We start from the raw sequence: 25301 nt of genomic DNA on the forward strand, positions 1-25301 counted from the left end.
GCGGCGACCGACCGAGGGCCGTCCCCCTCGGTCGGACTCCGTGGGGAGGATCAGCTCTGGGCCGTGATGCGGGCCAGGCGCTGTGCCTCCGCGCGCGCGTCGCGCGCGATCTGCTCCTCGTCGGCGAACAGCAGTCGGTTGTTCTCGACGATCTGCTTGCCGTTGACGAAGGAGGCGGTGACCGGGGCCGCGGCGCCGAAGACGACGGCGGTGACCGGGTCGGCGATCGAGGAGTGGCCGAGGCCGTCGATCTTCCAGAGGACGAAGTCGGCGAGCTTGCCGGCTTCGAGGGAGCCGATGTTGTCGGCGCGGCCGAGGACCTGCGCGCCGCCGTAGGTGCCGAGGCGCAGGGCCTGGCGGGCGTTGAGCGCGGCCTCGCGGTGGGCGCCGAGGCGGTTGATGAGGAGCGCGTTGCGCAGCTCGGTGTGGAGCTCGCCGGACTCGTTGGAGGCGGTGCCGTCGACGCCGAGGCCGACGGGGACGCCCGCCTTGAGCATGTCCGGTACGCGGGCGATGCCGGCGGCGAGGCGCGCGTTCGAGGAGGGGCAGTGCGCCACGCCGGTGCCGGTGCGGGCGAAGGCGGCGATGTCGGAGTCGTTCATGTGGACGCAGTGCGCCATCCACACGTCCTCGCCGAGGAAGCCGGTGGACTCGAAGTAGTCCGTCGGGCCCATGCCGAAGAGCTCGTGGCAGAACTTCTCCTCCTCCACGGTCTCCGAGCCGTGGGTGTGCATCCGCACCCCGAGCCGGCGGGCCAGCTCGGCGCCCTGCTTGAGCAGCTGGGTGGAGATGGAGAAGGGGGAACAGGGGGCGACGGCGACCTGGGTCATCGCGTCGAAGGAGGCGTCGTGGAACTTCTTCACCGTCTCCTCGGTCGCGGCGAGCGCGCCCTCGGTGGTCTCGACCGCGAAGTCCGGCGGCAGGAAGCCGTCCTTCTCGCTCATGTCCATCGAGCCGCGGGCGAGGGTGAAGCGGACGCCCATGTCGGAGGCGGCGCCGATGATGGCGCCGGAGAGGTCGCCGGAGTTCTTCGGGTAGACGTAGTGGTGGTCCATGGCCGTGGTGACACCACCGCGGGCCATCATCGCCAGGGAGCCCTGCGCGGCGACGCGGACCATCGACTCATCGATGCGCGACCAGGTCGGGTAGAGCGCGACCAGCCAGTTGAAGAGGTTGTGGTCGGTGGCCAGACCCCGGGTGATCCACTGGTAGAAGTGGTGGTGGGTGTTGACCAGACCGGGCGTCACCAGGTGGCCGGTGGCGTCGATCCGTCGGACCACGTTCTCCAGGCCCTCGGGCGCCTTGCCGGCGCCGATGGACTCGATCTTGTTGTCGGCGACGACGAGGTACCCGGAGGCGTACTCGGTGTCGTTCGCGTCGACGGTCGCGATCGCCGCGTTCTCGATGACGATGCGCTGGGCTGCCGAAGGTGCTGCCATGGCGGTGGTTCCTTCATTCCTCTGTGGTGGTGTGGGCACGGCAGGACCCTAGGAGGATTTGAGTGCCGGAGCGGTGTGACGGCTCCGGGTGCCGAGGTGGTGGAAGAACAGGTTGAGCAGGACGGCGACGAGCGCGCCCGCGCTGATGCCGGAGCCGAGCACGGTCTGCGCCCAGGCCGGGAAGTCGGCGTAGAAGGTGGGAGCGGCGAGCGGGATGATGCCCGCTCCGAGCGCGACGGCCACCAGGATGATGTTGGAGCTGTCGTCGAGTCCGGCTTCCGACAGGGTGCGGATGCCGCTGACCGCGATCGAGCCGAAGAGGACGATGCCGGCGCCGCCGAGGACGGGCATCGGGACCGTGGAGACGACCGCGCCGAGGACCGGGAAGGCGCCGAGGACGATCAGGGCGCCGCCGGCGACGGCGACGACGTATCGGGAGCGGACCCGGGTCAGCGAGACGACGCCGACGTTCTGGGCGAAGGCCGAGGTCGGGAAGCCGCCGAAGACGGGGCCGAGCAGGGTGGCGATGCCGTCGGTGCGCAGGCCGCGGGTGATGGTCCGCCCGTCGCTGCGGCGTTCGCAGATCTCGCCGAGGGCGAGCATGCCGGCGCTGGACTCGGTCATGAGGACCAGCATCACGATGCAGAGCGAGAGGATCGCGGCGGGCTGGAACTCGGGTGCGCCGAAGGCGAAGGGCGCGGGCAGGGCCGCGACGGGTGCCTCGCGGAGGGCGCCGAAGTCCGCCATGCCGAAGGGGATCGCGGCGAGGGTGCCGATGAGCAGGCCGAGGAGGAGGGCGATCTGCTTGACGAAGCCCTTGCCGAAGCGCTGGAAGAGCAGGATGACGACGAGGGTGAAGCCGGCGAGTGCGAGGTACTTCATGGCGCCGAAGTCGGCGGCGGTCTTGTCGCCGCCCTGGGCCCAGCCGACGGGCACGGGCATCAGGGTGACCCCGATGAGGGTGATGACGACGCCGGTGACGAGCGGCGGGAAGAAGCGGAGGAGCTTGCCGAAGAAGGGTCCGACGGCGAGGCAGAAGACTCCGGCGACCATCACCGCGCCGTAGATGGCGGGGAGTTGGTGTCCGGGGGCGCTGGTCTCGGCGATGGCGAGCATCGGGGCGATTCCGGCGGAGGAGGCGGCGTTGACGAACGGGAGCCGGTTGCCGGCGAAGCGTCCGATGCCGAGGGTCTGCAGGATGGTGGCACAGCCGGCGATGAGCAGGCTTGCCGCGATGAGCCGGGTCATTCCGGCGGCGTCCAGGCCGACCGCCTGGCCGATGATCAGCGGAGGGGTGACGACGCCCGCGTACATGGCGGCGATGTGCTGGAGTGCCGCGGGGACGAGCCGCGAGGCGGGGAGCTTCTCGTCCACCGGGTGGCACTCGGCCGTGGCCGGGGTGGTGGTGGACGGCGGGGTGGAACACGGGCCTTCGGCGGTTGCCGGCCCCTTTGCAGGCTGTGCCATGGGTTGTTCCCTCCGGTCCGGTGCACCGGCCCCGCCCGACTGCGGGCGGGCGGGGCCGGTCACGCGGATGCCGCTTAGAGGTTGGTCATGTCGACCGGGATCAGCGCCGTGGCTCCGTCGCGGAGGACGGTGGCCTCGATGAGGCCGTACATGCGGTCGGCGGCGTAGTAGACCTCGTTGTCGTTCTTGAGGCCGAAGGGCTCGAGGTCGACGAGGAAGTGGTGCTTGTTCGGGAGCGAGAAGCGGACTTCGTCGATCTCCGAGCGGTGGTTGATGATGCGCGTGGCCATCTGGTACAGCGTCTGCTGGAGGGAGTACGAGTACGTCTCCGAGAAGGCTTCGAGCATGTGCTTCTTGGTCTGCTCGTACGACCGCTCCCAGTTGGGCATGCGCTGGTCGTCGTCGGTCCAGTTGAAGCGCCAGCGGCCGGACACCTGGGTGGCCAGGATGCGGTCGTACGCCTCCGTCAGCGTCGTGTACTGGTCCTTGATGTAGCCCCAGAACTCCGAGTTGGTGGAGTTCATGACGACGAGGTCCTTGAGGCCGGAGATGACCTCCCACTTCTCGCCGTCGTAGGTGATCTGGGTGACGCGGGTCTCCTGGCCCTTGCGGGCGAAGGAGTGGTTGACCTCGTCGGCGCCGATGAACTTGGAGTTGGCGTCGGAGGAGGCGATGCGCTCCCAGGCGTACTCCTCGATCCGGATGCGCGCCTGCTTGATCGGCTCCTGGCTCGTCACGAAGTGGCGGGCGAGGTGGATGCCGAACTGCTCGGCGGACTCGATGCCGTACTCCTTGGCGAACGCGAAGACGGTGTTCTTCGTCGTGTCGGTGGGGAGGCAGTGGGCGTTGGAGCCGGTGAGGTGGACGTCGTCGAGGTCGCCGGAGAGGGCGACGGAGACGTTCAGGTCCTTGATGTGGTGGGTGGCGCCATCCCGCGTGATCTTGACGACGCGGTTCTCTGCTTTGCCGTACTGGTTCTGGCCGAGAATCGTGGGCATGTCTGCTAGCTCCCTCGGTAAACGGAGTAGCCGAACGGGTTGAGCAGCAGCGGTACGTGATAGTGCTCGCCCGGCTTGACGGCGAACGTGATCGCCACCTCCGGGAAGAACGCACCGCTGTCCCTTACGCGGGGGGCGTCCTGCTGCGCCTCGGCTTGCTTCTTGGCGAAGTACGTCTCGGTCTCGAAGTCGAGACGCACGTGGGTGGTTTCTTCCGGCAGCGCCGGCAGGTCCTTGCAGCGCCCGTCCGCGTCGGTGGCGGAGCCGCCGAGCGTGACCCATTCCGCGTCGGAGCCGCTGCGGGCCGCGAGCGTGATGGCCACGCCCTCGGCCGGGCGGCCGATGCTGGTGTCCAGGATGTGCGTGGACACCGAGGCGGTGGTGTCGGTGCTCATGCGGAGCTCTCTTCCTCGGAGGTCTCGGGGGTACCGGGGGTTCCGGAGGTCTCGGGGCCCTCGGGGGTCTCCACGAGACGGGTCAGCCGGATGCGGTTGATCTTGCCCAGTTCGGTGCGGACGATCTCCCGCTCCTCCTCGGGCGAGTTCCCGATCCGCTCGCGGACCGCGTCGCGCATCTGCTCGCCGGTCCTGCCGGTGGCGCAGATGAGGAAGACATGACCGAACTTGTCCTGGTAGGCCAGGTTGAGTTCGAGCATCTCGGCCTTGAGTTCCGCGGAGGCGCCGGCCATTCCGCTCTGTTCGCGGGAGGAGGTCGGGTCCCCTGCCTTCGGACGACCGATCGGCGGGTGGCCCGCCATCGCGTCGGCCAGGTCCTCGGCGGTCAGCTCGGCCATGGCGGCGTCGCTGGCGAGGAAGAGGGCTTCGGCGGTGGTGTACGGGCGCTGGGCGACGAGCTTGCTCCCCCACGCCGAACTGGAGCACACCTCGTGGAGCGCGGCGACGGCCTCGCTGTCCGCCGAGGTGTTGAACCGGGTGAGGCCCGGTGTCGTTCCTGAAGTCACGGGAAGCCTCCGTGGCTGTTTTTCGCTGTGCGTCGGACGGGCTGCGGATAGCTAACGCCCTCCGCAACACGACGTCAACACTTTGTTGAAAACTCGGCCACACACAAGCCGTCGTCCCGACATCCGGACGACGGCTTGTGGCCACACATGATCAACTACTCGCCTTTGGCGGCCTTTTCCCTGTTCAGGGCGGTCTCCCTGTTCAGGTAGTTGTACACGGTGAACCGGCTGACACCCAGTGCCCCGGCCACCGTCTCCACTCCATGACGTACGGAGAAGGCGCCGCGCGCCTCCAGGAGGCGGACGACCTCCTGCTTGGCCTTGCGGTCGAGTTCGGCCAGCGGCATCCCGTGCCGCCGCTCCATCGCCACCAGGATGTGGTCGAGGGAGTCGGACAGCTGCGGCAGCCGTACGGCGAGGACGTCCTCGCCCTCCCAGGACAGGACGACGTCGTCCGCCTCCGCCTGCGCGGGCACGAGCAGCTCGGCGCCCATGGCGTCCACCAGGGGCTTCACCGCCGCCACCAAGGGGTGCTCGGTCACTTCTCCCCCTCACCGATCACATTGACCTGGAGCGAGACGCGGGTGGCGCCGGCCGCGAGCGACTTGCGCAGCAGCGAGTCGACCGCGGTGAGCACCGCGTCGGCGCCGCCTTCCGCCGTGTTGCCGAAGGGGCCGACGTCGACCGCGTCCAGTTCGGCCGACTGGATGACCTCACGGGCCACGACCGCGTGCGCCGGCGCCTCGTCGAGGTCGAACGGCTCGGTCGTGAACTCCACTCTCAAACGCACCATGACCCCAAACTACGGCCCCGATCCGGCCGACGGGAGCCCCGGACCTGCGGGGACCTCTTGACAAGTGAGGCAGCCCCCTTGCAACATTCCGTCAGACAGAAACTTACTTCCGCGATACGGAAGGAGCGCCTACCCCTCATGGGATACACGGACCAGCGCTTCGATGTGAACCTGTCGATCCTCTTCACGGAACTCCCGCTCCTGGAGCGCCCCGCGGCCGCCGCCGCGGCGGGCTTCACCGCGGTCGAGCTGTGGTGGCCCTGGATCGACACCGCCACCCCCGAGCAGAGCGAGCTCGACGCCCTCAAGAAGGCTCTTGAGGACGCCGGCACCCAGCTGGTGGGCCTGAACTTCTACGCCGGGCAGCTCCCCGGCCCGGACCGCGGAGCCCTCTCCGTACCCGGGGAAGAGTCGGACCGCTTCCGCGCCAACATCGAGGTGGCCGCCGACTTCGCCGCCTCGGTCGGCTGCAAGGCGCTCAACGCGCTCTACGGCAACCGCGTCGAGGGCGTCGACCCGCAGATCCAGGACGCCCTCGCCCTGGAGAACCTGGTCCTGGCCGCCCGCGCGGCCGACCGGATCGGCGCGATCCTCCTCGTCGAGACCCTCAACAAGCCGGAGTCGCCGCTCTACCCGCTGGTGAGCGCCCCCTCCGCCATCGAGGTGATCGACAAGGTCAACGCGGCCACCGGCCTCGGCAACGCCAAGTTCCTCCTCGACATCTACCACCTGTCGATGAACGGCGAGGACGTCGGCCAGGTCATCGCGGAGTACGCCGCCAAGACCGGCCACGTCCAGATCGCGGACAACCCGGGCCGCGGCGCGCCGGGCACCGGCGAGCTCCCCCTGGAGCAGCTGCTCGACGAGCTGAGGAAGGCCGGTTACGACGGCTGGGTCGGCCTGGAGTACAAGGCCGCCGACGCCGCCGCGTCCTTCGAGTGGCTGCCCGCCGAGGCCCGCCCGGCCCGCTGACGCAGGCCACCTCCCCGTACCACCTTGTTTTGAGAGGCACCCTCACCATGAGCACTCTTCCCAAGATCGCTTGGATCGGTCTCGGCATCATGGGCTCCCCCATGTCCGAGAACCTCCTCAAGGCCGGCTACTCGGTCACCGGCTTCACCCTGGAGCAGGACAAGCTGGACCGCCTGGCCAAGGCCGGCGGCTCCGCGGCCGGCTCGATCGCCGAGGCCGTCGAGGACGCCGACGTCATCATCACGATGGTGCCCGCCTCCCCGCAGGTCGAGGCCATCTCCTACGGCCCCGAGGGCATCCTGGAGAACGCCAAGCAGGGCGCGCTGATCGTCGACATGTCGTCGATCACCCCGCAGACCTCGGTCGACCTCGCCAAGAACGCCGCCGAGAAGGGCATCCGCGTCATCGACGCCCCGGTGTCCGGCGGCGAGGCCGGCGCCATCGAGGCCGTGCTCTCGATCATGGTCGGCGGCGAGCAGGCCGACTTCGACGAGGCCCTCCCGATCCTGGAGGCCCTCGGCAAGACCATCGTGCTCTGCGGCCCGCACGGCTCCGGCCAGACGGTGAAGGCCGCCAACCAGCTGATCGTCGCGGTCAACATCCAGGCCTGCGCCGAGGCCGTCGTCTTCCTCGAGAAGTCCGGCGTGAACCTCCAGGCCGCCCTGGACGTCCTCAACGGCGGTCTGGCCGGCTCGACCGTGCTGACCCGCAAGAAGGACAACTTCCTGAACCGGGACTTCAAGCCCGGCTTCCGGATCGACCTGCACCACAAGGACATGGGCATCGTCACCGACGCCGCCCGCAACGTCGGCGCGGCCCTCCCGGTCGGTGCCGTCGTCGCCCAGCTCGTCGCCTCCCTGCGTGCGCAGGGCGACGGCGGCCTGGACCACTCGGCCCTGCTGCGCGCCGTCGAGCGCCTCTCCGGCCAGCAGGTCTGACCCACCCGCCCCCACCCGGGGCCCCTGAATTCCGGTCGGCGGCGGCGCTGACACCTGTCCTGTCGCGCCCAAGGCGTCGCCGTCGGCCGGAACACCACACTTCCTTTTCAACAAACTGTTGACGTTACGTTCGAGCCGAATTTACGCTCCTCGGACCGTCAGCAGAGCTCCCGTACGGAAGGTCACGATGTCGAAGCGCGTGCTTACGACCGAGTCCGGCGCCCCCATCGCCGACAACCAGAACTCCGCCACCGCCGGCGTCGGTGGCCCGATCCTCCTCCAGGACCAGCACCTCCTGGAGAAGCTCGCGCGCTTCAACCGTGAGCGGATCCCGGAGCGCGTGGTGCACGCCCGCGGCTCCGGCGCGTACGGCTTCTTCGAGGTGACCGACGACGTCACCGGCTTCACGAAGGCCGCGTTCCTCTCCGAGGTCGGCAAGAAGACCGAGACGTTCATCCGCTTCTCCACCGTGGCCGACTCGCTCGGCGGCGCCGACGCGGTCCGCGACCCCCGCGGCTTCGCGCTGAAGTTCTACACCGAAGAGGGCAACTACGACCTCGTCGGCAACAACACCCCGGTGTTCTTCATCAAGGACCCGATCAAGTTCCCCGACTTCATCCACTCCCAGAAGCGCGACCCCTTCACGGGCAAGCAGGAGGCGGACAACGTCTGGGACTTCTGGGCCCACGCCCCCGAGGCGACCCACCAGATCACCTGGCTCATGGGCGACCGCGGCATCCCGGCCTCGTACCGCCACATGAACGGCTACGGCTCGCACACCTACCAGTGGACCAACGAGGCGGGCGAGGCCTTCTTCGTCAAGTACCACTTCAAGACGAACCAGGGCATCCGCAGCCTCTCCGCGGACCAGGCCGCCGAGCTCGTCGGCAAGGACGCGAACTCGCACCAGACCGACCTGCTCCAGGCGATCGAGCGCGGCGTGAACCCCTCGTGGACCCTGTACGTCCAGGTCATGCCGGCCGCCGAGGCCGCGGAGTACCGCTTCAACCCGTTCGACCTCACCAAGGTGTGGCCGCACAGCGACTACCCGCTCCAGCGCGTGGGCCGCCTGGTCCTCGACCGCAACCCGGAGAACGTCTTCGCCGAGGTCGAGCAGGCCGCGTTCTCCCCGAACAACTTCGTCCCGGGCATCGGCCCGTCGCCGGACAAGATGCTCCAGGGCCGCCTCTTCGCCTACGCGGACGCCCACCGCTACCGCCTCGGCGTGAACCACACCCTGCTGCCGGTGAACGCCCCCAAGGCGACCACGGCCCAGAACTACGGCCGGGACGGCTTCATGGCCACCCGCAACGGTTCGCGCCACGACAAGAACTACGAGCCCAACTCGTACCAGGGCCCGGCCCAGACCGACGCCGCGCTCTCCGCGCCGCTCGCGATCCACGGCTGGACCGGCACCCACGAGGCGCCCGCGCACACCAAGGACGACGACTTCTTCCAGGCCGGTGAGCTCTACCGCCTGATGTCCGAGGACGAGAAGGGCCGTCTGGTCGCCAACATCGCCGGCGGCCTGTCCCAGGTGTCCCGCGAGGACGTCATCGAGAAGAACCTCGCGCACTTCGCCGCCGCCGACGCGGACTACGGCAAGCGCGTGGCCGAGGCCGTCCGCGCCCTGCGCGAGGACTGATCCTCGGAGAACACCCAGACTGCGTACGGCACCTGACGGGAGGTCAGTGCCGTACGCGGTCCGGATCGCCGGCCCGGATGAGGGGTGGTCGGCGGACCGGACAAGCGTGAGGACCGCGGCGGCTCCGAGCCAGTGCGGTGGTAAGGGCGCAAGGCCCCCTTCTTGACCTGAAAGAAGGGACCGACCCGCGCGCCCGTCGGCACCGCCGCGGTCCCAACGCCCCACCCGCCCCTTCGGGGGCCCACAGACTCCGCCCGGCGGCGCGAACGTCCTGTCGCGCCAGCCTCGTGCCGTCGGGCGGTCATCAGACGAGAGCGCGGAACCAGGTTTACGGTCCCTGGTTCCGCGCTCTTCTCCGTCCGTACGGCTCCTTCTCCGCCCGTACGCCGCCGCAGCGCATCGTTTCTGCGGTGAAGATCCGCACCCGCTCGGACGAGCGCACCGCGATTCGGGCCCGCGTCGCCCCGGCACCGGCGCTATCCACTCGTACATGATCAAGAACCTGATGCGCGGCCTCACACCGCTCGCGCTGATCCTGTCGCCGCTGGCCGCGCCCTCCCCCGCCCTCTCCGCGAACGTCGTCCTGCTGCCCGACGCGCTCGCCGGGCTCGCCGAGGCCGCCGAGGACCCGGACGGGTACAAGGAGACCGCGTTCCGCCACTGGAACAAGGGGCTCGACCCCGCGGACGGCTGCGACACCCACTCCGAGGTACTGCTCGCCGAGGCCGTCGACGCCCCGCGGACCGGGGCGGACTGCGCCCTCACCGGTGGCCGCTGGACCTCGTACTACGACGGCCAGAGCGTCACCGACCCGACCGCCCTCCGCGTCGACCACCTCGTCGCGCTCCAGGAGGCCTGGGAGTCGGGGGCGTCCGGCTGGACCGCGGCGCGGCGCGAACGGTACGCCAACGACCAGGGCGCGGCCGCGACCCTCGTCGCCGTCACGGCCCGCAGTCACAAGGACAAGGCGGGCCGGGATCCCGCCGAGTGGGTGCCCTCGGACGCCGGACAGTACTGCCGCTACGTCGGCGAGTGGGTGGCCACCAAGCTCCGCTGGGGCCTCTCCGCCGACAAGGACGAGGTCGAGGCGCTCAAGCTGTTCGCCGACGGGCCCTGCGAGGAGACGGTCGTGCTGCGCTCGACGGCGCCCCGGTAGACACCTCCCCGCGCTCGCCGCGACGCTCCGCCCCGGCCCCGCCCGCCCCTCGCTCGCCGCGCTCGGCCAGGGCGAGGCAGAGCGTCACTCCGAGCGAGGCGGCGGCGAGGACCACCATCCCCGCACGCGGTGACGTGTACTGGGCGAGCGTGCCGGCCAGCGCGGCGCTCACCCCCTGGAGGGCGAGCATCCCCGAGGCGTGCAGCCCGAGGGCATGACCGCTCAGCTCCTCCGGCACCAGTTCCATCAGCCGTTCCTGGTGCAGCAGGCTCGCCCCGTACCCGACCGCCGACACGGTCACGGCGGCGACCGCGAGCGGCAGCCCCGGGTCGACGGCGAACAGCAGGAACGGCGCCGCGAGCAGCGCCTGGAGCGGGAAGCGGATCCGGCCGCGCACCCGCGCCGGTACGAAGCGGCCGACGGCGACGTCCCCGGCCAGCATCCCGAGCGCGCCGCACGCGAAGAGCAGCCCGGCGCGCTCGGGTGCGTACGGCACGAAGAGCGACTCGCAGCCGACGACCAGCCCGTTCGGCACCCAGAGGGCGAGGTAGGCGCGGCGGCGGGCGGGCGAGGACCACAGCCGCGCGTTGCTCCGCCGGGTCTCGGCGACCGAGGGCCGGCCGGCCGCCCGGGGCGGGCGCTCCCCGAGGCCCAGCCGGGCGACGGCGGAGGCCGCGAGGTACAGCCCCGCGCCGGCGAGGACCGCGCCGCGCGGCGACAGCAGCGCGACGAGGAGCCCGCCGGTGGCGAAGCCGCCGATCTGGCAGGCCCCGGAGGCCATGTTCGTCACCGAACGGCCCAGCAGGTACCGCTCGCGCGGGAGGATCTCGTTCAGGAGCCCGTACCGCACCCCGCCGCCCAGCGAGGCCGCGAGCCCCTTCGCGAGGAGGACCGCGCAGAACGCCCAGGCCGGCAGGTCCGGGACCGCCAGGACCGCGGTGGCCGCCGCGAAGAAGAGGGCGATCCCGGAGAGCGCGGCGCGCGGCGGCAGCCGGTCGGCGGCGGAGAGCAGCGTGGTCGCGCCGAGCAGCTGGGCGAGCGACGGCCCGAAGAGCGCGAGCGCCGACAGGAACGGCGAGCCCGTCGCGCGGAAGACGAGCGTGGCGAGACCGAGCCCCGCGACGGTCTGGGCGGCGGTCTGGGCCGAGCCGGCGAGGAAGAGCGGGGTGAACTCGGGCGTGCGGAAGAGGGTGCGGTAGCGGGGCATGCGGGGAGTCTCCGGGCGGGTCGGCCGCATCGGTACTGTTTCGCGGGGAGGCGAAACGGCGGCCGTAGGACGCGGGGGTGCACCCAGCACGCGGGCGGGCGGGATGACGGACCGCACGGGGAGCGGAGTACGCGGGGCTGGGCAGGGTACGCAGGGCTGGGCAGGGTACGCAGGGCAAGGCGCGCACATGAAGGGGCGGCGCGCGCGGGGCGGGGCAGAGCACGCGGGGCAGGGCTGAGCTGGGCGAGGCAGGGCTGAGCTGGGCGAGGCAGGGCTGAGCTGGGCAGGGCGAGGCAGGGCTGAGCTGGGCACGCAGGGCTCGGCGGGCGAGGGACGGAAGGTGGGGCGGGCGGCATGGGGTGGTGGCGGATCGGTACGGACTCGCTGGCCGGGAGCAGGTTCCTCGTGTCGCCGCTCGCGGAGACGGTCGCGGCGCTCAAGACCCTGCACGCGGGAGTGGGCTCCCATCCGGGCGAGCGGGCCTGGCTGGCCGCCCACCTGCCCGCGTACCGCGGGCGCCTCGCCGCGGAGCCCCTCGACGCGCTGCTCGTACGGGCCGCCCTCGGGCCCACCTGGAACGCCGACTTCCTGACGCCGACGCCGACCGGCGGGCACGAGCGGTCCTTCGAGGAAGAGGTCGCGGCGGTGCGTGACGCCGAACCGGGCGACGCCGTGGCCCAGTTGGAGGTGGCGGTCGGTGGCCCCGTACCGGAGCCGCTGAGGTCGGCGGGGGATCTTCCGCGCCGGATGGCGGAGGTCCTGACCTGGGTGTGGCGGGAGACGGTGCTGCCCGACTGGCCGCGCCGCCGCAGGATCCTGGAGGCCGATGTGGTGGCGCGGACCGCCCGGTTGGGTCGGGACGGCTGGGCGGCGGCCCTCGACGAACTGCACCCGGGGAGGCTGCGGTGGCTCGGCGACGGCCGTCTGCAGGTCAACACCCGCGCCTATCCCCCGCGTTCGGTCGACGGCGGTCGGCTGTTCTTCGTGCCGGTGACCCCGGACACCGGATGGGTGTCCTGGGAGGGCACGGAACGGTTCGCGGTCGTGTACGCGTGCGCGGGCGTACTCGCGGACCGCGCGGGCCCCGTCGTGCCGGAGGCGCTCGGCGCGCTGCTCGGGACGGCGCGGGCCGGGGTACTCGTACGGCTCGAAACCCCGCTGTCCACGAGCCAGTTGGTGGCGCTGACCGGGCAGGGCCTCGGGTCGGTGGGCCGGCACCTGAAGGTGCTGCGGGACGCCGGGCTCGTGCGGCGGGGGCGGGCGGGCCGGTCGGTGCTGTACGCGTGGACGGAGGCGGGCGCGGTGCTCGTCCGGGCGGGGGACCCGGCGGGCCGGCGGTGAACGCGGACCCGTGGTGAACGCGGACCCGTGGTGGGCGCGGGCGGTGGGTGAACGCGGGCGGCCCCCGCCCCGGTGCTCAGCGGGGCGGGGGCCGGGTCACGGCTGCCGGGGTCAGACCTTGAGGGCCTTGATCGCGGTCGGCGCGTGGCCGGGCTCGGTCGCGAGCTCCTCGAACTCGGTGACGTCGCTCATGTCGACCGTCTTGCTCATCGCGATGTTGGTGATGCGCTCCAGGATGGCCTCGACGACGACCGGGACCTGGTGCTCGACGGCCAGCTTCTTGGCCTCCTCCAGCGCCTCGCCCAGCTTGTCCGGGTCGGTGACGCGGATGGCCTTGACGCCCAGGCCCTCGGCGACCTTGACGTGGTCGACGCCGTAGACGCCGATCTCCGGGGTGTTGATGTTCTCGAACTCGAGGTTGACCTCGAAGTTGATGCCGAGGCCGCCCTGCGCCTGGCGGATCAGGCCGAGGTAGGCGTTGTTCACGAGGACGTGGACGTAGGGGACCTTGTGCTGGGCGGCGACCGCCAGCTCCTCGATCATGAACTGGAAGTCGTAGTCGCCGGAGAGCGCGACGACCGGGGTCTCCGGGTCGGCGGTGGCGGCACCGATCGCGGCCGGGATGGTCCAGCCGAGCGGGCCGGCCTGGCCGCAGTTGATCCAGTGGCGCGGCTTGTAGACGTGCAGGAACTGCGCGGCCGCGATCTGGGAGAGGCCGATCGTGGTGACGTAGCGGGTCTCCGGGCCGAAGGCCTTGTTCATCTCCTCGTAGACGCGCTGCGGCTTCAGGGGGATGTTGTCGAAGTGCGTGCGGCGCTGGAGGGTGGCCTTGCGCTCCTGCGCGGAGGCGGCCCAGGCGGAGAAGTCGGGCAGCTCGCCCGCGGCCTTCAGCTCCTTGGCGATCTCGATGAAGAGTTCGAGCGCGGCCTTGGCGTCGGAGGCGATGCCGTAGTCGGGGGCGAAGATCTTGCCGAGCTGGGTGGGCTCGATGTCGACGTGGACGAACTTCCGGCCCTTGGTGTACGCCTCCAGGTTGTAGCCCGTGTGGCGGTTGGCCCAGCGGTTGCCGATGCCGAGGACGAAGTCCGACTCCAGGAAGGTCGCGTTGCCGTAGCGGTGCGCGGTCTGGACGCCGACCATGCCGGCGGCGAGCTCGTGGTCGTCCGGGATGGTGCCCCAGCCCATCAGGGTGGAGATGACCGGGATGCCGGTCAGCTCGGCGAACTCGACGAGCAGGTCGGTGGCGTCGGCGTTGATGATGCCGCCGCCGGCGACGATCAGCGGGCGCTCGGACTCCAGGAGGAAGCTCAGCGCCTTCGCAGCCTGCGCGCGGGTGGCCCGCGGCTTGTAGACCGGCAGCGGCTCGTAGGTCTCCGGGTCGAACTCGATCTCGGTCAGCTGGACGTCGATCGGGAGGTCGATGAGGACCGGGCCGGGACGGCCGGAGCGCATCAGGTGGAAGGCCTGCTGGAAGACGCCGGGGACCTGCGCGGCCTCCAGGACGGTCGTGGCGGCCTTGGTCACCGGCTTGGCGATGGTGGCGATGTCGACGGCCTGGAAGTCCTCCTTGTGGAGCTTCGAGACCGGAGCCTGGCCGGTGATGCAGAGGATCGGGATCGAGTCCGCGATGGCCGAGTACAGGCCGGTGATCATGTCGGTGCCGGCGGGGCCGGACGTGCCGATGCAGACGCCGATGTTGCCGGCCTTGGCCCGGGTGTAGCCCTCGGCCATGTGGGACGCGCCCTCGACGTGGCGGGCGAGCGTGTGGCCGACGCCGCCCACGTTCTTGAGCTCGCGGTAGAAGGGGTTGATCGCCGCGCCGGGGACGCCGAACGCCTGGGTGACGCCTTCGCGCTTGAGGATCTCAACGGCCGCTGCGGCGGCGGTCATACGAGGCATGGGAGTGCTCCTGCTTCGGCCGGTCGGATGCGGGCACGCGCTGCGACTCGGGGCGCTTCGCGGCCTGTTTCCGTAATGCGGAAATACTGTTCTGCTATACGGAAGCAATGTAGGTGGGGTCACGGAGGGCCGTCAAGAGAAGTCCGCCCCGCGGGATCACCGAAGTGGCCGAACACCCTCCACCGAGGTGGCGGATGGGTGGACGATGGGACGGAACGACAGGGGGTTGGGTTGTGGGCGATTCCGTACCGGTGCGCTGCCCGGAGTGCCAGCGCACGCAGGCGTACGCGGCGCCGGTCTTCCCCTGCGCGTGCGGCAGCCCCGTGGCGCCGCCGGTGACGGCCGGCGCGGCGGCGGAGCCGATCACGCACCGGAACTGGACGGACGAATGGGTCACCGTCCGCTGCGGCGCCTGCGGCCGCGAGGACGACTGGCCCCACCCCGAGCTCGGGTGTTCCTGCGGCACGGTCCTCCGCGTCCCCGTACGCCCGGTGACCGAACCCGCCCCGCCGCCGCCCTCCGGCGCCGGCTACCCCGCCCCCGAGACCACCCCGGCCCACCCCCGCCCCGCACCGGGACCGGACCGCACCGGGCCTTCCCTCACGGCCCCCGGCGCCTCCCCGCAGCACGGCGGCGCGGCACCGGGCGGCGTCGGCGGCCAGGGCAGCGCCACCCCCGGGCCCTCCGACGGGCCCGTCGTGCCCTGGCCGGAAACGGCGCACGATCCCGGAGACGGCGGAAGGCCGGGGTCCGAGGGGGCCGGGCCGGGCGGGATCGCCTTCGGCCACGGCGCCCGCGGGGCCGACGGCGGCCCCGGGGACTACCCCGCCCCCGCCCGGCCACGGGACGCCGACCCCGGCTCCGACTGGTTCGGCAGGGGGCCCGCGGCGCGGGGCGACGGCTCCCGTGCGGACGACCGGCAGGGCGATGGCCACCGGGGCGAAGACCAGCGGGGCGAAGACCCTCGCGCCGACGGCAAGCGTCCCGACGGCCCTCACCCCGACGGTTCTCGTGGTGACGCTGCTCGTCCCGACGGTCCGCGCCCCGAAGGCCCGCGCCCCGAAGGTCCCCGCTCCGAAGGTCCCCGCTCCGGCGAGCGCGACGCGGGGCGGGCGGCCGCCGGACCGGGTGCGGCCGCGCAGAGTGCCGCCGGGGTGCCGCCCCGGGTGGGTGCGCACCGCTCGTTCGCCGAGCGGTATCCGGCGCACCTTCCGCTGCCGCCGACGGCCCCGCGGCCGGCTCCGGCGCGAGGGGCCTTCCGGCCGGTGACGATCAGGACGGCGCGGGACGCGGTGGCGGCGGCGGCCGGGTATCTGCGGTGGCTCGGGTTCAGGGACGTCGTCCAGCCCGAGGAGCGGCCGGTCTCCGGGGTGGACCTGCGGGCGCCCGGGCTGGTGGCCCAGGTCGACCCGAGCACCCGGCAGACCGGGCTGCGGGCGGTCGAGTGCCTCTGGCTGAACGGGCTGAGCGCCTCCGCGGTGAGCGTGTTCTTCTCGCTCGCCGGCTACACCCCGGAGGCCCGCTCGCGCGCCGCCGAGATCGGCCTCCCGCTGTTCGTCCTCGACCTGACCGGCACCCCGCAGCCGGTGAACCTCGCGGCCGACGAACTGGCGGCCGGCGGAGCCTGAGGGACGGGACCCCGCCGTCGGCGCCGTCGGTGCGGTCGGCGGCACCCCGGCACGTGCCGTCCACGACACCTCGGCATCCGAAACCGGCCATTCACGCGTGACGATCATGTTCCGCCGGGCACAACACCCTCTGGGGGTGGGCGTCATGACGACGGGGATGTGGTGGTTCATCGGTGCCGCGTGGGGAGAACTCCTCCTCGCCGCAGCGTTGTTGCGAACCCGCAGCCGGGAAAGCGGTGCGCCGTGCGCGGACGAGGTGCCGCCGCCGCAGGTGCTCGCGCTGCTGCGGGGCGGGCGGCGGGCGGCGGTGACCGTCGCGCTCGTGGCCCTGCACCAGCGCGGGGCGGTCGCGGCGGGCCGCAAACATACGATTCGGGCCAATGGCGGTCCGGGGCGCACCAGCGACCCCGTCCAGCTCGGCGTGCACGGGGCGCTCCACCGGGCGTTCGGGCTGCGGGCCCTCGCCTCGCGTCCCGAGGCGCGGCGGGCCGTGGACGCGCTGCGCGCCGAACTCCGCGGGTCGGGGCTGCTGCGGCCGCTCGCACGGCTGTGGGCGGCCCGGGTTCTCCTGGGCTGCGTGCCGCTGACGGTGGTGGCGGGCGCGGCGGCGGGGCTGTTCACCGCGGCGGCCCCCGGCACCCACGTCGCCGCAGCGGTCGCCACCGGTGTGCCGCCGGTCCTGGCGGCGGTCGTGCTGCTGCGGCTGCCGCCCGCCACCCGGGCGGCGGGGCGGCTGCTCGACGGCCTGCGGGAGCGGTATCCGCTGCCGGCCCACCGGAGCGAGGTCACCGACGGGCGGCTCGTCCAGCTGTACGTCGCCCTGTACGGCGATCCGGCGCTCGCGCTGTTCCTGCCGCGCTTCTCCCGGGAGGGCGGTCTCCTCGACCGCCCCGACGACGACGGTCCGACCGTCGGCGGGTACGGGGGCGGGCCGCCGGGTCCGACCGTCGGCGGGTACGGAAACAGGCCGCCTCCGGAGCCGGGTCCGAGCACGGGCGGCCCTTCCCGGTGACGTCGCGCCATACTGTCCTATGCGCATCAGAGCGGCCGCTCCGGCCGAACTCCCGCTGCTCCAGGACATCGAACGGGCGGCGGGCGAGCCGTTCCGTTCCCTCGGCATGGCGGCGATCGCCGACGACGACCCCTTGCCCCTGGACGTCCTGGAGACGTACCGCCGCGCGGGCCGGGCCTGGGTGGCGGTGGACGCCGCCGACCGCCCGGTCGCGTATCTGCTCGCCGACACGGTCGACGGCTCCGCCCACATCGAGCAGGTGTCGGTGCACCCGGACGCCGCCCGCCGGGGCGTCGGCCGGGCGCTGATCGAGCATCTGGAGTCGGCCGCCAGGGAGCAGGGCCTGGCGGCGCTGACCCTGACGACGTTCACCGAGGTCCCGTGGAACGCCCCGTACTACGCGCGGATCGGCTTCCGGCCGCTCGCCGAGTCCGACCCGGCCCTCACCGAGGGCCTGCTCGCCATCAGCCGTGCCGAGGCGGCACACGGCCTGTCCGCCTGGCCCCGGATCTGCATGCGCAGGGAGGTCTGCTGACGTACGGGGTCCGCTGACGTACGGGGTCGGGACCGACGCGGGGTCGGCCGGCGCACGGGGTCGCGTACGGGGTCGGCCGGCGTGCGCCCACCGGCCGGTCTCAGGCGGGGCCGTACCGCTGCCGCAGCTCCACCTTCCGCACCTTGCCGCTGACGGTCATGGGGAACTCGGTGAGGATCTCCACCCGGCGCGGGATCTTGTAGTGGGCGAGCCGGTCGCGGCAGAAGGCCGTGACGTCCTCCGGGGTCGGCGGGTCGGCGGGGTCGCGGGGGATGACGCAGGCGAGGATCTCCTCGCCGTACCGCTCGTCGGGGACGCCGACGACCTGGACGTCGGCGATCTTGGGGTGCCCGTAGAGGAACTCCTCGATCTCGCGCGGGTACACGTTCTCGCCGCCTCGGATGATCATGTCCTTGATGCGGCCGACGATCTGGACGTAGCCGTCGGCGCGCATCACGGCCAGGTCGCCGGTGTGCATCCAGCGGCCGGCGTCGACGGCCTCGGCGGTCTTCGCCGGTTCTTCCCAGTAGCCGAGCATCACGCTGTAGCCGCGGGTGCACAGCTCCCCGGCCGTGCCGCGCTCGACGGTGAGGCCGGTGGCCGGGTCGACGACCTTCACCTCGACGTGGGGCATGACCCGGCCGACGGTGCCGGTGCGGCGCTCCAGGTCGTCGTCGCGGCGGGTCTGGGTGGAGACGGGCGAGGTCTCGGTCATGCCGTAGCAGATCGACACCTCGGCCATGTTCATCTCGGCGACGACCCGCTTCATCACCTCCACCGGGCACGGCGAGCCCGCCATGATGCCGGTGCGGAGGCTGGAGAGGTCGTACGTCGCGAAGTCGGGCAGGTTGAGCTCGGCGATGAACATGGTCGGCACCCCGTAGAGGGAGGTGCAGCGCTCCTCCTGCACCGCCCGGAGGGTGGCGGCGGGGTCGAAGGAGGGGGCCGGGACGACGATGCACGCACCGTGCGAGGTGGCCGCCAGGTTTCCCATCACCATGCCGAAGCAGTGGTAGAAGGGCACCGGGACGCAGATCCGGTCCTGCTCGGTGTAGGCGATCATCTCGCCGACGAAGTAGCCGTTGTTGAGGATGTTGTGGTGGGAGAGCGTGGCGCCCTTGGGGAAGCCCGTGGTCCCCGAGGTGTACTGGATGTTGACGGGTTCGTCGCAGGAGAGCGGCTCCGGGCGCAGTTCGCCGGCCGTGCGGCCGAGGAGGGCGTCCCAGCTCGCGTCCCCGAAGTAGACGACCTCGCGCAACCGCGGGCACTCCGGCCGCACTTGCTCGACCATGGCCCGGTAGTCGCTGGTCTTGTGGGTGAGTGAGGCGAACAGCAGGGTGATCCCCGCCTGGTCGAGGACGTACGCCAGCTCGTGGGCGCGGTAGGCCGGGTTGATGTTGACCATCACGGCGCCGATGCGGGCGGTGGCGTACTGGACGAGGACCCATTCGGCGCAGTTGACCGCCCAGATGCCGACCCGGTCGCCCTTCCGCACCCCGCTGCCGAGCAGCGAACCGGCCAACCGGTCGACGTCCGCACCGAATCGGGCGTAGGTCCAGCGCCGTCCGGTGGGCACGTCGACGAGTGCCTCCCGGTCCGGCCAGGCGGCGACGGCGCGGTCGAGGTTGGCGCCGATGGTGTCGCCGAGGAGCGCGGTGGTGGACGCCCCGTGCGCGTACGAGAGTTCCGTGGTGCCGTCCGTGGTGCCGGTCATCCGAGGTCTCCTTCCACGTACTCCTTGCCGCCGCCCTCGGCGGTGAGGCGGCGCAGTTCCACCCGGCGGATCTTGCCGGAGACGGTCTTGGGGAGCTCGGCGAACTCGATGCGGCGGACGCGCTTGTAGGGGGCGAGGACCGCGCGCGAGTGGGCGAACAGCGCCTTCGCGGTCTCCTCGTCCGGCTGCCAGCCGGCGGCGAGGACGACGTACGCCTTCGGGACGGCGAGCCGCACCGGGTCGGGGGCGGGGACGACGGCGGCCTCGGCGACGGCCTCGTGCTCCAGGAGCGCGCTCTCCAGCTCGAAGGGGCTGATCTTGTAGTCGGAGGCCTTGAAGACGTCGTCCGAGCGGCCGACGTAGAAGATGTAGCCGTCCGCGTCGCGGGAGCCGATGTCGCCGGTGCGGTAGTAGCCGTCCGCCATGGCCTCGGCCGTACGCTCCGGGTCTCCGTGGTAGCCGGTCATCAGGCCCACCGGGTTGGCCGACAGGTCCAGGCAGATCTCGCCCTCCTCGACGTCGGGCCTGCCGGTCACCGGGTCGACGAGGGTGACGCGGAATCCGGGGCTCGGGCGGCCCATGGAGCCCTCCTTGAGCCGCTGTCCGGGGCTGTTGGAGACCTGCACGGCCGTCTCGGTCTGGCCGAAGCCGTCCCGGATGGTGACGCCCCAGGAGCGCCGGACGGATTCGATGACCTCGGGGTTGAGCGGTTCGCCGGCGGCGACGACCTCGCGGGGCGGGGTCTTCAGCTGGCCGAGGTCGGCCTGGATGAGCATCCGCCAGACGGTCGGCGGGGCGCAGAAGCTGGTGACGCCGTTCCGCTCCATCTCGCTCATCAGCCGCGCCGGGTCGAAGCGCGTGTAGTTGTGGATGAAGACGGTCGCCTCCGCGTTCCACGGGGCGAACAGGTTGGACCAGGCGTGCTTGGCCCAGCCGGGCGAGGAGATGTTGAGGTGCACGTCGCCGGGCTTGAGGCCGATCCAGTACATGGTCGAGAGGTGCCCGACCGGGTACGAGGTGTGGGTGTGCTCGACGAGCTTGGGGCGGGCGGTGGTGCCGGAGGTGAAGTACAGCATGAGCGTGTCGCCGGCGAGGGTGGCGCCGTCGGGCTCGAAGTCGGCGGACTCGTGGGCCGCGTGCTCGTAGCCGAGCCAGCTCACCCCGTCGCCGCCGACCGCGATCCGGGTGTAGTCGCCGGGGACGTCGTCGAACTTGGCCGTGTCCTCGGCGCGCACGATCACGTGGCGGGCGCGGCCCCGGTCGACGCGGTCGCGCAGGTCGGCGGGGCCGAGGAGCGGGGTCGCGGGGATGACGACGGCGCGCAGCTTCATCGCGGCGAGCACGGTCTCCCACAGCTCGGCCTGGTTGCCGAGCATCACGATGATCCGGTCGCCGGCGCGGACGCCCTGGGCGCGGAGCCAGTTCGCGACCCGGTTCGAGCGGGCGGACATCTCGGCGAAGGACACCTTCGTCTCGGAGCCGTCCTCCTCGACGATGTGCAGGGCGGTCCGGTCGTTGCCCTCGGCGATGACGTCGAACCATTCGAGCGCCCAGTTGAAACGGTCGGGCCGGGGCCAGGCGAAGCCCTCGTAGGCCGTCTCGTAGTCGTCGCGATGTCGGAGCAGGAAGTCCCGGGCCGTCCGGAACGCCTCCGTCGCGCTGGTCGCGCTCGCTGCCGTCATGTGTCCTCCTCGTTGCGGGACCGGTCCCGGACATCGTGTAATCAGTGACCCAGGTCTCACTACCCCCGTTCGGGGGTGAACCAGACCGGCGACGAAGGGGTGGGCACGGTGCGCGAGCACGTCGATTCGGTGGAGCTGCGCGGCGCGCTGCTGCGCCTGCGCCGCACCACCGGCCTCCAGGTGGTCTTCGGCGGGCTGCTCCACGAGGCCCGGGGCCTGCGGATCGGCGAGCTGAACGGGGCGGTGACCCCGGCGCTGCACGGGCTCGCCATCTCGGCCGGGTCCGGTCTCGGCGGGAAGTGCCTGGCCCTCGCCCGCCCCTGCGCCGTCACGGACTACCCCTCGGCGCAGCACATCACGCACGAGTACGACGGCCCCGTCTCGGCGGAGGGCCTCCGCTCGGTGATCGCGGTGCCCGTCGTCGTGCGCCGCAAGGTGCGCGGCGTGCTGTACGGGGCGCTGCGCGACGCCCTCCCGATCGGCGAGCGCGTCTTCGACGCGGCGGTCGCCGCGGCCCGCGACGTGGAGCAGGCCCTCGCCGTGCGGGACGAGGTGCACCGGCTCCTCGCACCGCCGTCTCCCGGTCCGTCCTGGGAGGAGGTGCGGCAGGCCTACGGCGAGCTGCGCGAACTGGCGCCCCGCGTGACCGACCCCGAGTTGCGGGAGCGCCTGCTCGCCGTCTGCGGTCGTCTCCGGTCCGCCTCCGGCACCCCGGCGCCCGTCCCCGGCGTCACCCTCACTCCCCGCGAGACCGACGTCCTCGCCGCCGTCGCCTCCGGCGCCACGAACGCGACGGCCGCCCGCCGGCTCGGCCTGCGCCCGGAGACGGTGAAGGGGTACCTGCGCTCGGCCATGCGCAAGTTGGGCGCCCACACCCGGACGGAGGCGGTGGTGGCGGCCCGCAGGGCGGGGGCGCTGCCCTGACGGGCGGGGGGCCGGTCCCCGGGCGGCGGGTTCAGACGAAGAGGTCCCGCGCGTCCCGCTGGGGGCCGCGCAGCAGGCATCCGATGGCCTCGTACGCGGTCGCGCCGAGGAACGCGGGGCCGGTGTGGTGCAGGAGGAAGAAGCGTCCGGTCTCGTCGATGAGGACCATCGCCCCGTCGAACGTCTCGTAGCCGACGGGGAAGAGCCGCTCCCCCACGTTCCGGGCGAGTTCGGCGACGTCCTCGGCGCTCTCCTCGTAGATCCAGTGCGGCGTGAAGCCGACGGTGTCCGGCGGCGTCCCCGGAACCACCAGGCGCAGTCCGCCGAACTCCCGGACGAAGTCCCGGGCGGCCCGGAACGGTTCGACCGGGTGGCCCTCCTCGGCGAAGCGGTCGGTCACGAAGCCCAGGAGCCGGGGCAGGCGCGCGCCGACGTCACGCCCCCGCGACCAGCCCGCCGCGGTCAGGACCGCCTCGACCTCCTCCGGCGTCATGCCCGGCGTCACGGGCCGACGTGGACGATGTCGTACGGGGTGCCGGGCGGCGACAGGAGCAGGAGGGTCCGCTCGGCCTCGGCGGTGAGGGCGGTGCGCGTCGCGCGCGTCAGGGGCGCGAAGGGTTCGATCGTGAGGGTCGTGCGGTCCTTCGCCTCGTCGAGGCGCCAGATGCCGGCGAGGAGGCCGTCGACGAGGAAGGTGCGGTGCGCCTGGTTCCCGGTCCAGGTACGGCCGTGGTACTCGGCGGGGACGACGCGGGTGCGGTCGGCGTGCGAGAGGAGCAGGTTGTCGAACTCGGGGAGGAGCCGGGGCGGCGCGGGGGTGTCCTCGTCGGGGCGGGGCGCGTCGGGGAGGTCGAAGAGCTCGGTGCCGCGCTCGTCCCGGAAGACGAGGAGCTCGGGCCGCAGCCGCTCGAACGCCGGGCGGAGGCGGGTGAGGCCGCACCAGGTCTGCATGTCCTGGACGGAGGCGGGGCCGAAGGCGCCGAGGTAGCGCCGTACGGTCTCGTCGATCTCGGCGGCCTCCCCGTCGGGGTCGCCGAACCACACGCGGGTGGTGGTGAGCGCGACCTGCCCGCTCCGCCGCCACAGGCCGCGCGGGGTGACCTGGACCATCAGGAGCAGGCAGCGGGCGGCGATGGTCAGCGCCAGCGGGTCGGCGTCCGGCCACTCCACGAGCAGCCGCTCCCGCAGGTCCTTGGGGGTGCGGGGCCGCTCCTCGACGTACTCGGCCGCCAGCGCGGCGAGCCGGTCGAGGTCGACGCCGTCGAGTCCCTTGCGGAACATCTTCAGCTCCCGGTCGATGGCCCCGGCCTGCACGAGCCGGCGCAGGCCGACCGCGTCGCGGGCGGTGTGGGTGTGGACGGTCGACCGGAGCGAGACGATGCGGGCGACCCGGCGCGACTCCATCAGGGCCGACAGGTCCTCGGGCCGGAACCCGTCCAGGCGTGCGGCGAGCGCGTGGTACGGGGGCTTGGTGTTCTGGGCCTGGAGGCCGACGAGGTGCGCCACGGCCTCCTCCGTGCCGAGCGCGGCGGGGCGCAGGAGCAGCTGCCGGTCGAGGGTGGCGCGGTTCAGGGCGCGGGTGCCGAGCACGGGGTGCGACGTCTTGAGGGCCATGATCGGCACACTACCGAGACTTGCGGACAGCTACTGTCCTGATTCGAACTCCGCCGAGATCCGGGCAGGAGCGATTCACCCCATATATCCTGCTCTCGGCCCATGGGCCCGCTCCAGTCCCGCAGAGCTCCGGGCCCCCGGACTCCCGTCCCGCAGACCGAGGAGGAGGTGCGCGACGATGTCCGAACGCCGCCCCCGCGCGGCCTGGCGCCGCCACCCCGAACCGCCGGCCGCGGACCCGTCGGCGCAGCCGCCCCCGGTGGAGCCGAGCGTCGTGCAGTCGACGCTCTACCGCGACGGCCGCCGGGTCTCCTCCCCCGCCACCCTGGCGGACACCTTCCGCCAGCTGCGCGAGCACCCCGACGGCATGGCCTGGATCGGCCTCCAGCGCCCGACCGAGGAGGAACTCCACTCCCTGGCAAGCGAGTTCGACCTGCACGAACTGGCCGTCGAGGACGCCCTGGAGGCCCACCAGCGCCCCAAGCTGGAGCGGTACGGCGACACGCTCTTCGTCGTCCTGCGGGCCGCCCGCTACCTCGACGCCCCCGAGGAGGTCGACTTCGGCGAACTCCACGTGTTCGTGGGCCCCGACTTCCTCATCACCGTCCGCCACGGCGACGCCCCGGACCTCTCGGCCGTCCGCCTCCGCATGGAGCAGAACCCGGACCTCCTGGCCCTGGGTCCCGAGGCCGTCCTCTACGCCATCCTCGACACGGTCGTCGACGGTTACGTCCCCGTCGTGGCCGGCGTCCAGAACGACATCGACGAGATCGAGACCGAGGTCTTCGGCGGCGACCCCGCCGTCTCCCGCCGCATCTACGAACTCTCGCGCGAAATGGTCGAGTTCCAGCGCGCCACCCGCCCCCTCGTCGGCATGCTCCACGCGCTCATGGCCGGCTTCGCCAAATACGGCACCGACGAGGAGCTCCAGCGCTACCTCCGCGACGTCGCCGACCACGTCACCCACACCAGTGAGCGCGTCGACGGCTTCCGCCAGGCCCTCGCCGACATTCTCACCGTCAACGCCACCCTCGTCACGCAGCAGCAGAACGCGGAAATGCGCGCCCTCGCCGAGGCGGGTTTCCAGCAGAACGAGGAAATCAAGAAGATCTCCGCCTGGGCGGCCATTCTTTTCGCGCCGACATTGGTGGGAACCATCTACGGAATGAATTTCGACCACTTGCCGGAACTGCACTGGACGGGCGGATATCCGTTCGCGATCGGATTGATGGGGATCGTCTGCACCGGTTTGTACGTGGTCTTCAAACGGCGGGACTGGCTCTGAGGGAAGTCGCCTCCACTTGACCCGACCGGGCGCCTCCGGCGACGGGTCCGCGGTGGCCGGTCCGTGCCAACCCCCGCCCCTGGGATGGGGG

General features: G+C 72.0%; 23 protein-coding genes. 10 read left to right on the top strand and 13 right to left on the bottom strand.

Features of this window, described 5'->3' with window-relative positions:
* Positions 1-50: 50 nt before the first annotated feature.
* The 7 genes from ACFCY7_RS11690 to ACFCY7_RS11720 all read right to left on the bottom strand — a co-directional run bounded on the left by ACFCY7_RS11690 (position 51) and on the right by ACFCY7_RS11720 (position 5655).
* Positions 51-1439, bottom strand: a complete 1389-nt coding sequence (locus ACFCY7_RS11690) for an 8-oxoguanine deaminase (RefSeq protein ID WP_376483568.1) — start codon at positions 1437-1439, stop codon at positions 51-53.
* A gap of 48 nt (positions 1440-1487) precedes the next feature.
* Entirely contained in the window at positions 1488-2906 is a 1419-nt protein-coding gene (locus ACFCY7_RS11695) for a nucleobase:cation symporter-2 family protein (RefSeq protein WP_376483570.1), read from the bottom strand.
* A 74-nt stretch (positions 2907-2980) separates the two neighbouring features.
* Complete coding sequence (pucL, locus tag ACFCY7_RS11700) at positions 2981-3904, bottom strand: factor-independent urate hydroxylase (protein WP_376483572.1); 924 nt, start codon at positions 3902-3904, stop codon at positions 2981-2983.
* Positions 3905-3909: 5 nt separating this feature from the next.
* Positions 3910-4299 carry a hydroxyisourate hydrolase gene (uraH, locus tag ACFCY7_RS11705; RefSeq protein WP_116158141.1) on the bottom strand — a complete coding sequence of 130 codons (390 nt, stop codon included), beginning with the start codon at positions 4297-4299 and terminating at the stop codon, positions 3910-3912.
* Positions 4296-4865, bottom strand: coding sequence for a 2-oxo-4-hydroxy-4-carboxy-5-ureidoimidazoline decarboxylase (gene uraD, locus ACFCY7_RS11710; RefSeq protein ID WP_376483575.1), 570 nt, complete (start codon positions 4863-4865; stop codon positions 4296-4298). The genes uraH and uraD overlap by 4 nt, the downstream gene beginning before the upstream one ends.
* Positions 4866-5020: 155 nt before the next feature.
* Complete coding sequence (locus tag ACFCY7_RS11715) at positions 5021-5359, bottom strand: helix-turn-helix domain-containing protein (protein WP_376483628.1); 339 nt, start codon at positions 5357-5359, stop codon at positions 5021-5023.
* Positions 5360-5403: 44 nt separating this feature from the next.
* Positions 5404-5655: a hypothetical protein gene (locus tag ACFCY7_RS11720; RefSeq protein WP_033204009.1), complete on the bottom strand. Its 252-nt coding sequence runs from the start codon at positions 5653-5655 to the stop codon at positions 5404-5406.
* Positions 5656-5796: 141 nt separating this feature from the next.
* Between ACFCY7_RS11720 and ACFCY7_RS11725 the strand changes: the two genes are divergently transcribed.
* The 4 genes from ACFCY7_RS11725 to ACFCY7_RS11740 all read left to right on the top strand — a co-directional run bounded on the left by ACFCY7_RS11725 (position 5797) and on the right by ACFCY7_RS11740 (position 10369).
* On the top strand, positions 5797-6630 hold the full coding sequence (locus ACFCY7_RS11725) for a TIM barrel protein (RefSeq protein ID WP_376483577.1): 834 nt from the start codon (positions 5797-5799) through the stop codon (positions 6628-6630).
* Between the two features lie 47 nt (positions 6631-6677).
* Complete coding sequence (locus tag ACFCY7_RS11730; RefSeq protein WP_376483579.1) at positions 6678-7568, top strand: 2-hydroxy-3-oxopropionate reductase; 891 nt, start codon at positions 6678-6680, stop codon at positions 7566-7568.
* A 187-nt stretch (positions 7569-7755) separates the two neighbouring features.
* The gene (locus ACFCY7_RS11735) at positions 7756-9213 is read left to right on the top strand and encodes a catalase (protein ID WP_376483581.1); all 1458 of its coding nucleotides are present in this window, start codon (positions 7756-7758) and stop codon (positions 9211-9213) included.
* Positions 9214-9703: 490 nt separating this feature from the next.
* Complete coding sequence (locus tag ACFCY7_RS11740; protein ID WP_376483583.1) at positions 9704-10369, top strand: HNH endonuclease; 666 nt, start codon at positions 9704-9706, stop codon at positions 10367-10369.
* Here ACFCY7_RS11740 and ACFCY7_RS11745 read toward each other — a convergent pair.
* Positions 10305-11576, bottom strand: coding sequence for an MFS transporter (locus ACFCY7_RS11745; RefSeq protein ID WP_376483585.1), 1272 nt, complete (start codon positions 11574-11576; stop codon positions 10305-10307). The two genes, ACFCY7_RS11740 and ACFCY7_RS11745, sit on opposite strands and share 65 nt — an antisense overlap.
* A 354-nt stretch (positions 11577-11930) precedes the next feature.
* Here ACFCY7_RS11745 and ACFCY7_RS11750 point away from each other — a divergent pair, with 354 nt between their 5' ends.
* On the top strand, positions 11931-12917 hold the full coding sequence (locus ACFCY7_RS11750; protein WP_376483587.1) for an ArsR family transcriptional regulator: 987 nt from the start codon (positions 11931-11933) through the stop codon (positions 12915-12917).
* A gap of 111 nt (positions 12918-13028) precedes the next feature.
* Here the strand turns inward: ACFCY7_RS11750 and gcl are convergent, their stop codons facing one another.
* Positions 13029-14807, bottom strand: coding sequence for a glyoxylate carboligase (gcl, locus tag ACFCY7_RS11755; protein ID WP_376483630.1), 1779 nt, complete (start codon positions 14805-14807; stop codon positions 13029-13031).
* A 242-nt stretch (positions 14808-15049) separates the two neighbouring features.
* On the opposite strand from gcl, the gene ACFCY7_RS11760 reads away from it, so the two are divergent.
* The 3 genes from ACFCY7_RS11760 to ACFCY7_RS11770 all read left to right on the top strand — a co-directional run bounded on the left by ACFCY7_RS11760 (position 15050) and on the right by ACFCY7_RS11770 (position 17991).
* Complete coding sequence (locus tag ACFCY7_RS11760; RefSeq protein WP_376483589.1) at positions 15050-16444, top strand: hypothetical protein; 1395 nt, start codon at positions 15050-15052, stop codon at positions 16442-16444.
* Positions 16445-16589: 145 nt separating this feature from the next.
* Positions 16590-17456 (top strand): TIGR04222 domain-containing membrane protein, encoded by an 867-nt coding sequence (locus tag ACFCY7_RS11765; protein WP_376483591.1) that lies wholly within the window; start codon positions 16590-16592, stop codon positions 17454-17456.
* A gap of 19 nt (positions 17457-17475) precedes the next feature.
* On the top strand, positions 17476-17991 hold the full coding sequence (locus ACFCY7_RS11770; RefSeq protein ID WP_376483593.1) for a GNAT family N-acetyltransferase: 516 nt from the start codon (positions 17476-17478) through the stop codon (positions 17989-17991).
* Positions 17992-18091: 100 nt separating this feature from the next.
* Here the strand turns inward: ACFCY7_RS11770 and ACFCY7_RS11775 are convergent, their stop codons facing one another.
* Complete coding sequence (locus tag ACFCY7_RS11775; RefSeq protein ID WP_376483594.1) at positions 18092-19705, bottom strand: AMP-binding protein; 1614 nt, start codon at positions 19703-19705, stop codon at positions 18092-18094.
* Complete coding sequence (locus ACFCY7_RS11780) at positions 19702-21387, bottom strand: AMP-binding protein (protein ID WP_376483596.1); 1686 nt, start codon at positions 21385-21387, stop codon at positions 19702-19704. The genes ACFCY7_RS11775 and ACFCY7_RS11780 overlap by 4 nt, the downstream gene beginning before the upstream one ends.
* 108 nt (positions 21388-21495) lie before the next feature.
* Between ACFCY7_RS11780 and ACFCY7_RS11785 the strand changes: the two genes are divergently transcribed.
* Positions 21496-22311, top strand: a complete 816-nt coding sequence (locus tag ACFCY7_RS11785) for a response regulator transcription factor (protein ID WP_376483632.1) — start codon at positions 21496-21498, stop codon at positions 22309-22311.
* A gap of 31 nt (positions 22312-22342) precedes the next feature.
* Here the strand turns inward: ACFCY7_RS11785 and ACFCY7_RS11790 are convergent, their stop codons facing one another.
* Entirely contained in the window at positions 22343-22804 is a 462-nt protein-coding gene (locus tag ACFCY7_RS11790) for an SUKH-3 domain-containing protein (RefSeq protein WP_376483598.1), read from the bottom strand.
* 8 nt (positions 22805-22812) lie between these two features.
* Positions 22813-23925 (bottom strand): winged helix DNA-binding domain-containing protein, encoded by a 1113-nt coding sequence (locus ACFCY7_RS11795; RefSeq protein WP_376483600.1) that lies wholly within the window; start codon positions 23923-23925, stop codon positions 22813-22815.
* Positions 23926-24103: 178 nt separating this feature from the next.
* On the opposite strand from ACFCY7_RS11795, the gene ACFCY7_RS11800 reads away from it, so the two are divergent.
* Positions 24104-25210, top strand: a complete 1107-nt coding sequence (locus ACFCY7_RS11800) for a magnesium and cobalt transport protein CorA (RefSeq protein ID WP_376483601.1) — start codon at positions 24104-24106, stop codon at positions 25208-25210.
* Positions 25211-25301 lie beyond the last annotated feature (91 nt).

The organism is Streptomyces sp. NPDC056361 (assembly GCF_042262805.1).
In the GTDB taxonomy this organism is placed as follows: domain Bacteria; phylum Actinomycetota; class Actinomycetes; order Streptomycetales; family Streptomycetaceae; genus Streptomyces.

What these genes read in the sequence shown, in the direction of transcription:
- ACFCY7_RS11690 (WP_376483568.1), bottom strand. Translation starts at nt 1,439, where the DNA reads ATGGCAGCACCTTCGGCAGCCCAGCGCATCGTCATCGAGAACGCGGCG.
- ACFCY7_RS11695 (WP_376483570.1), bottom strand. Translation starts at nt 2,906, where the DNA reads ATGGCACAGCCTGCAAAGGGGCCGGCAACCGCCGAAGGCCCGTGTTCC.
- pucL (WP_376483572.1), bottom strand. Translation starts at nt 3,904, where the DNA reads ATGCCCACGATTCTCGGCCAGAACCAGTACGGCAAAGCAGAGAACCGC.
- uraH (WP_116158141.1), bottom strand. Translation starts at nt 4,299, where the DNA reads ATGAGCACCGACACCACCGCCTCGGTGTCCACGCACATCCTGGACACC.
- ACFCY7_RS11715 (WP_376483628.1), bottom strand. Translation starts at nt 5,359, where the DNA reads ATGGGCGCCGAGCTGCTCGTGCCCGCGCAGGCGGAGGCGGACGACGTC.
- ACFCY7_RS11725 (WP_376483577.1), top strand. Translation starts at nt 5,797, where the DNA reads ATGGGATACACGGACCAGCGCTTCGATGTGAACCTGTCGATCCTCTTC.
- ACFCY7_RS11730 (WP_376483579.1), top strand. Translation starts at nt 6,678, where the DNA reads ATGAGCACTCTTCCCAAGATCGCTTGGATCGGTCTCGGCATCATGGGC.
- ACFCY7_RS11735 (WP_376483581.1), top strand. Translation starts at nt 7,756, where the DNA reads ATGTCGAAGCGCGTGCTTACGACCGAGTCCGGCGCCCCCATCGCCGAC.
- ACFCY7_RS11740 (WP_376483583.1), top strand. Translation starts at nt 9,704, where the DNA reads ATGATCAAGAACCTGATGCGCGGCCTCACACCGCTCGCGCTGATCCTG.
- ACFCY7_RS11745 (WP_376483585.1), bottom strand. Translation starts at nt 11,576, where the DNA reads ATGCCCCGCTACCGCACCCTCTTCCGCACGCCCGAGTTCACCCCGCTC.
- ACFCY7_RS11750 (WP_376483587.1), top strand. Translation starts at nt 11,931, where the DNA reads ATGGGGTGGTGGCGGATCGGTACGGACTCGCTGGCCGGGAGCAGGTTC.
- gcl (WP_376483630.1), bottom strand. Translation starts at nt 14,807, where the DNA reads ATGACCGCCGCCGCAGCGGCCGTTGAGATCCTCAAGCGCGAAGGCGTC.
- ACFCY7_RS11765 (WP_376483591.1), top strand. Translation starts at nt 16,590, where the DNA reads ATGACGACGGGGATGTGGTGGTTCATCGGTGCCGCGTGGGGAGAACTC.
- ACFCY7_RS11770 (WP_376483593.1), top strand. Translation starts at nt 17,476, where the DNA reads ATGCGCATCAGAGCGGCCGCTCCGGCCGAACTCCCGCTGCTCCAGGAC.
- ACFCY7_RS11775 (WP_376483594.1), bottom strand. Translation starts at nt 19,705, where the DNA reads ATGACCGGCACCACGGACGGCACCACGGAACTCTCGTACGCGCACGGG.
- ACFCY7_RS11780 (WP_376483596.1), bottom strand. Translation starts at nt 21,387, where the DNA reads ATGACGGCAGCGAGCGCGACCAGCGCGACGGAGGCGTTCCGGACGGCC.
- ACFCY7_RS11790 (WP_376483598.1), bottom strand. Translation starts at nt 22,804, where the DNA reads ATGACGCCGGAGGAGGTCGAGGCGGTCCTGACCGCGGCGGGCTGGTCG.
- ACFCY7_RS11795 (WP_376483600.1), bottom strand. Translation starts at nt 23,925, where the DNA reads ATGGCCCTCAAGACGTCGCACCCCGTGCTCGGCACCCGCGCCCTGAAC.
- ACFCY7_RS11800 (WP_376483601.1), top strand. Translation starts at nt 24,104, where the DNA reads ATGTCCGAACGCCGCCCCCGCGCGGCCTGGCGCCGCCACCCCGAACCG.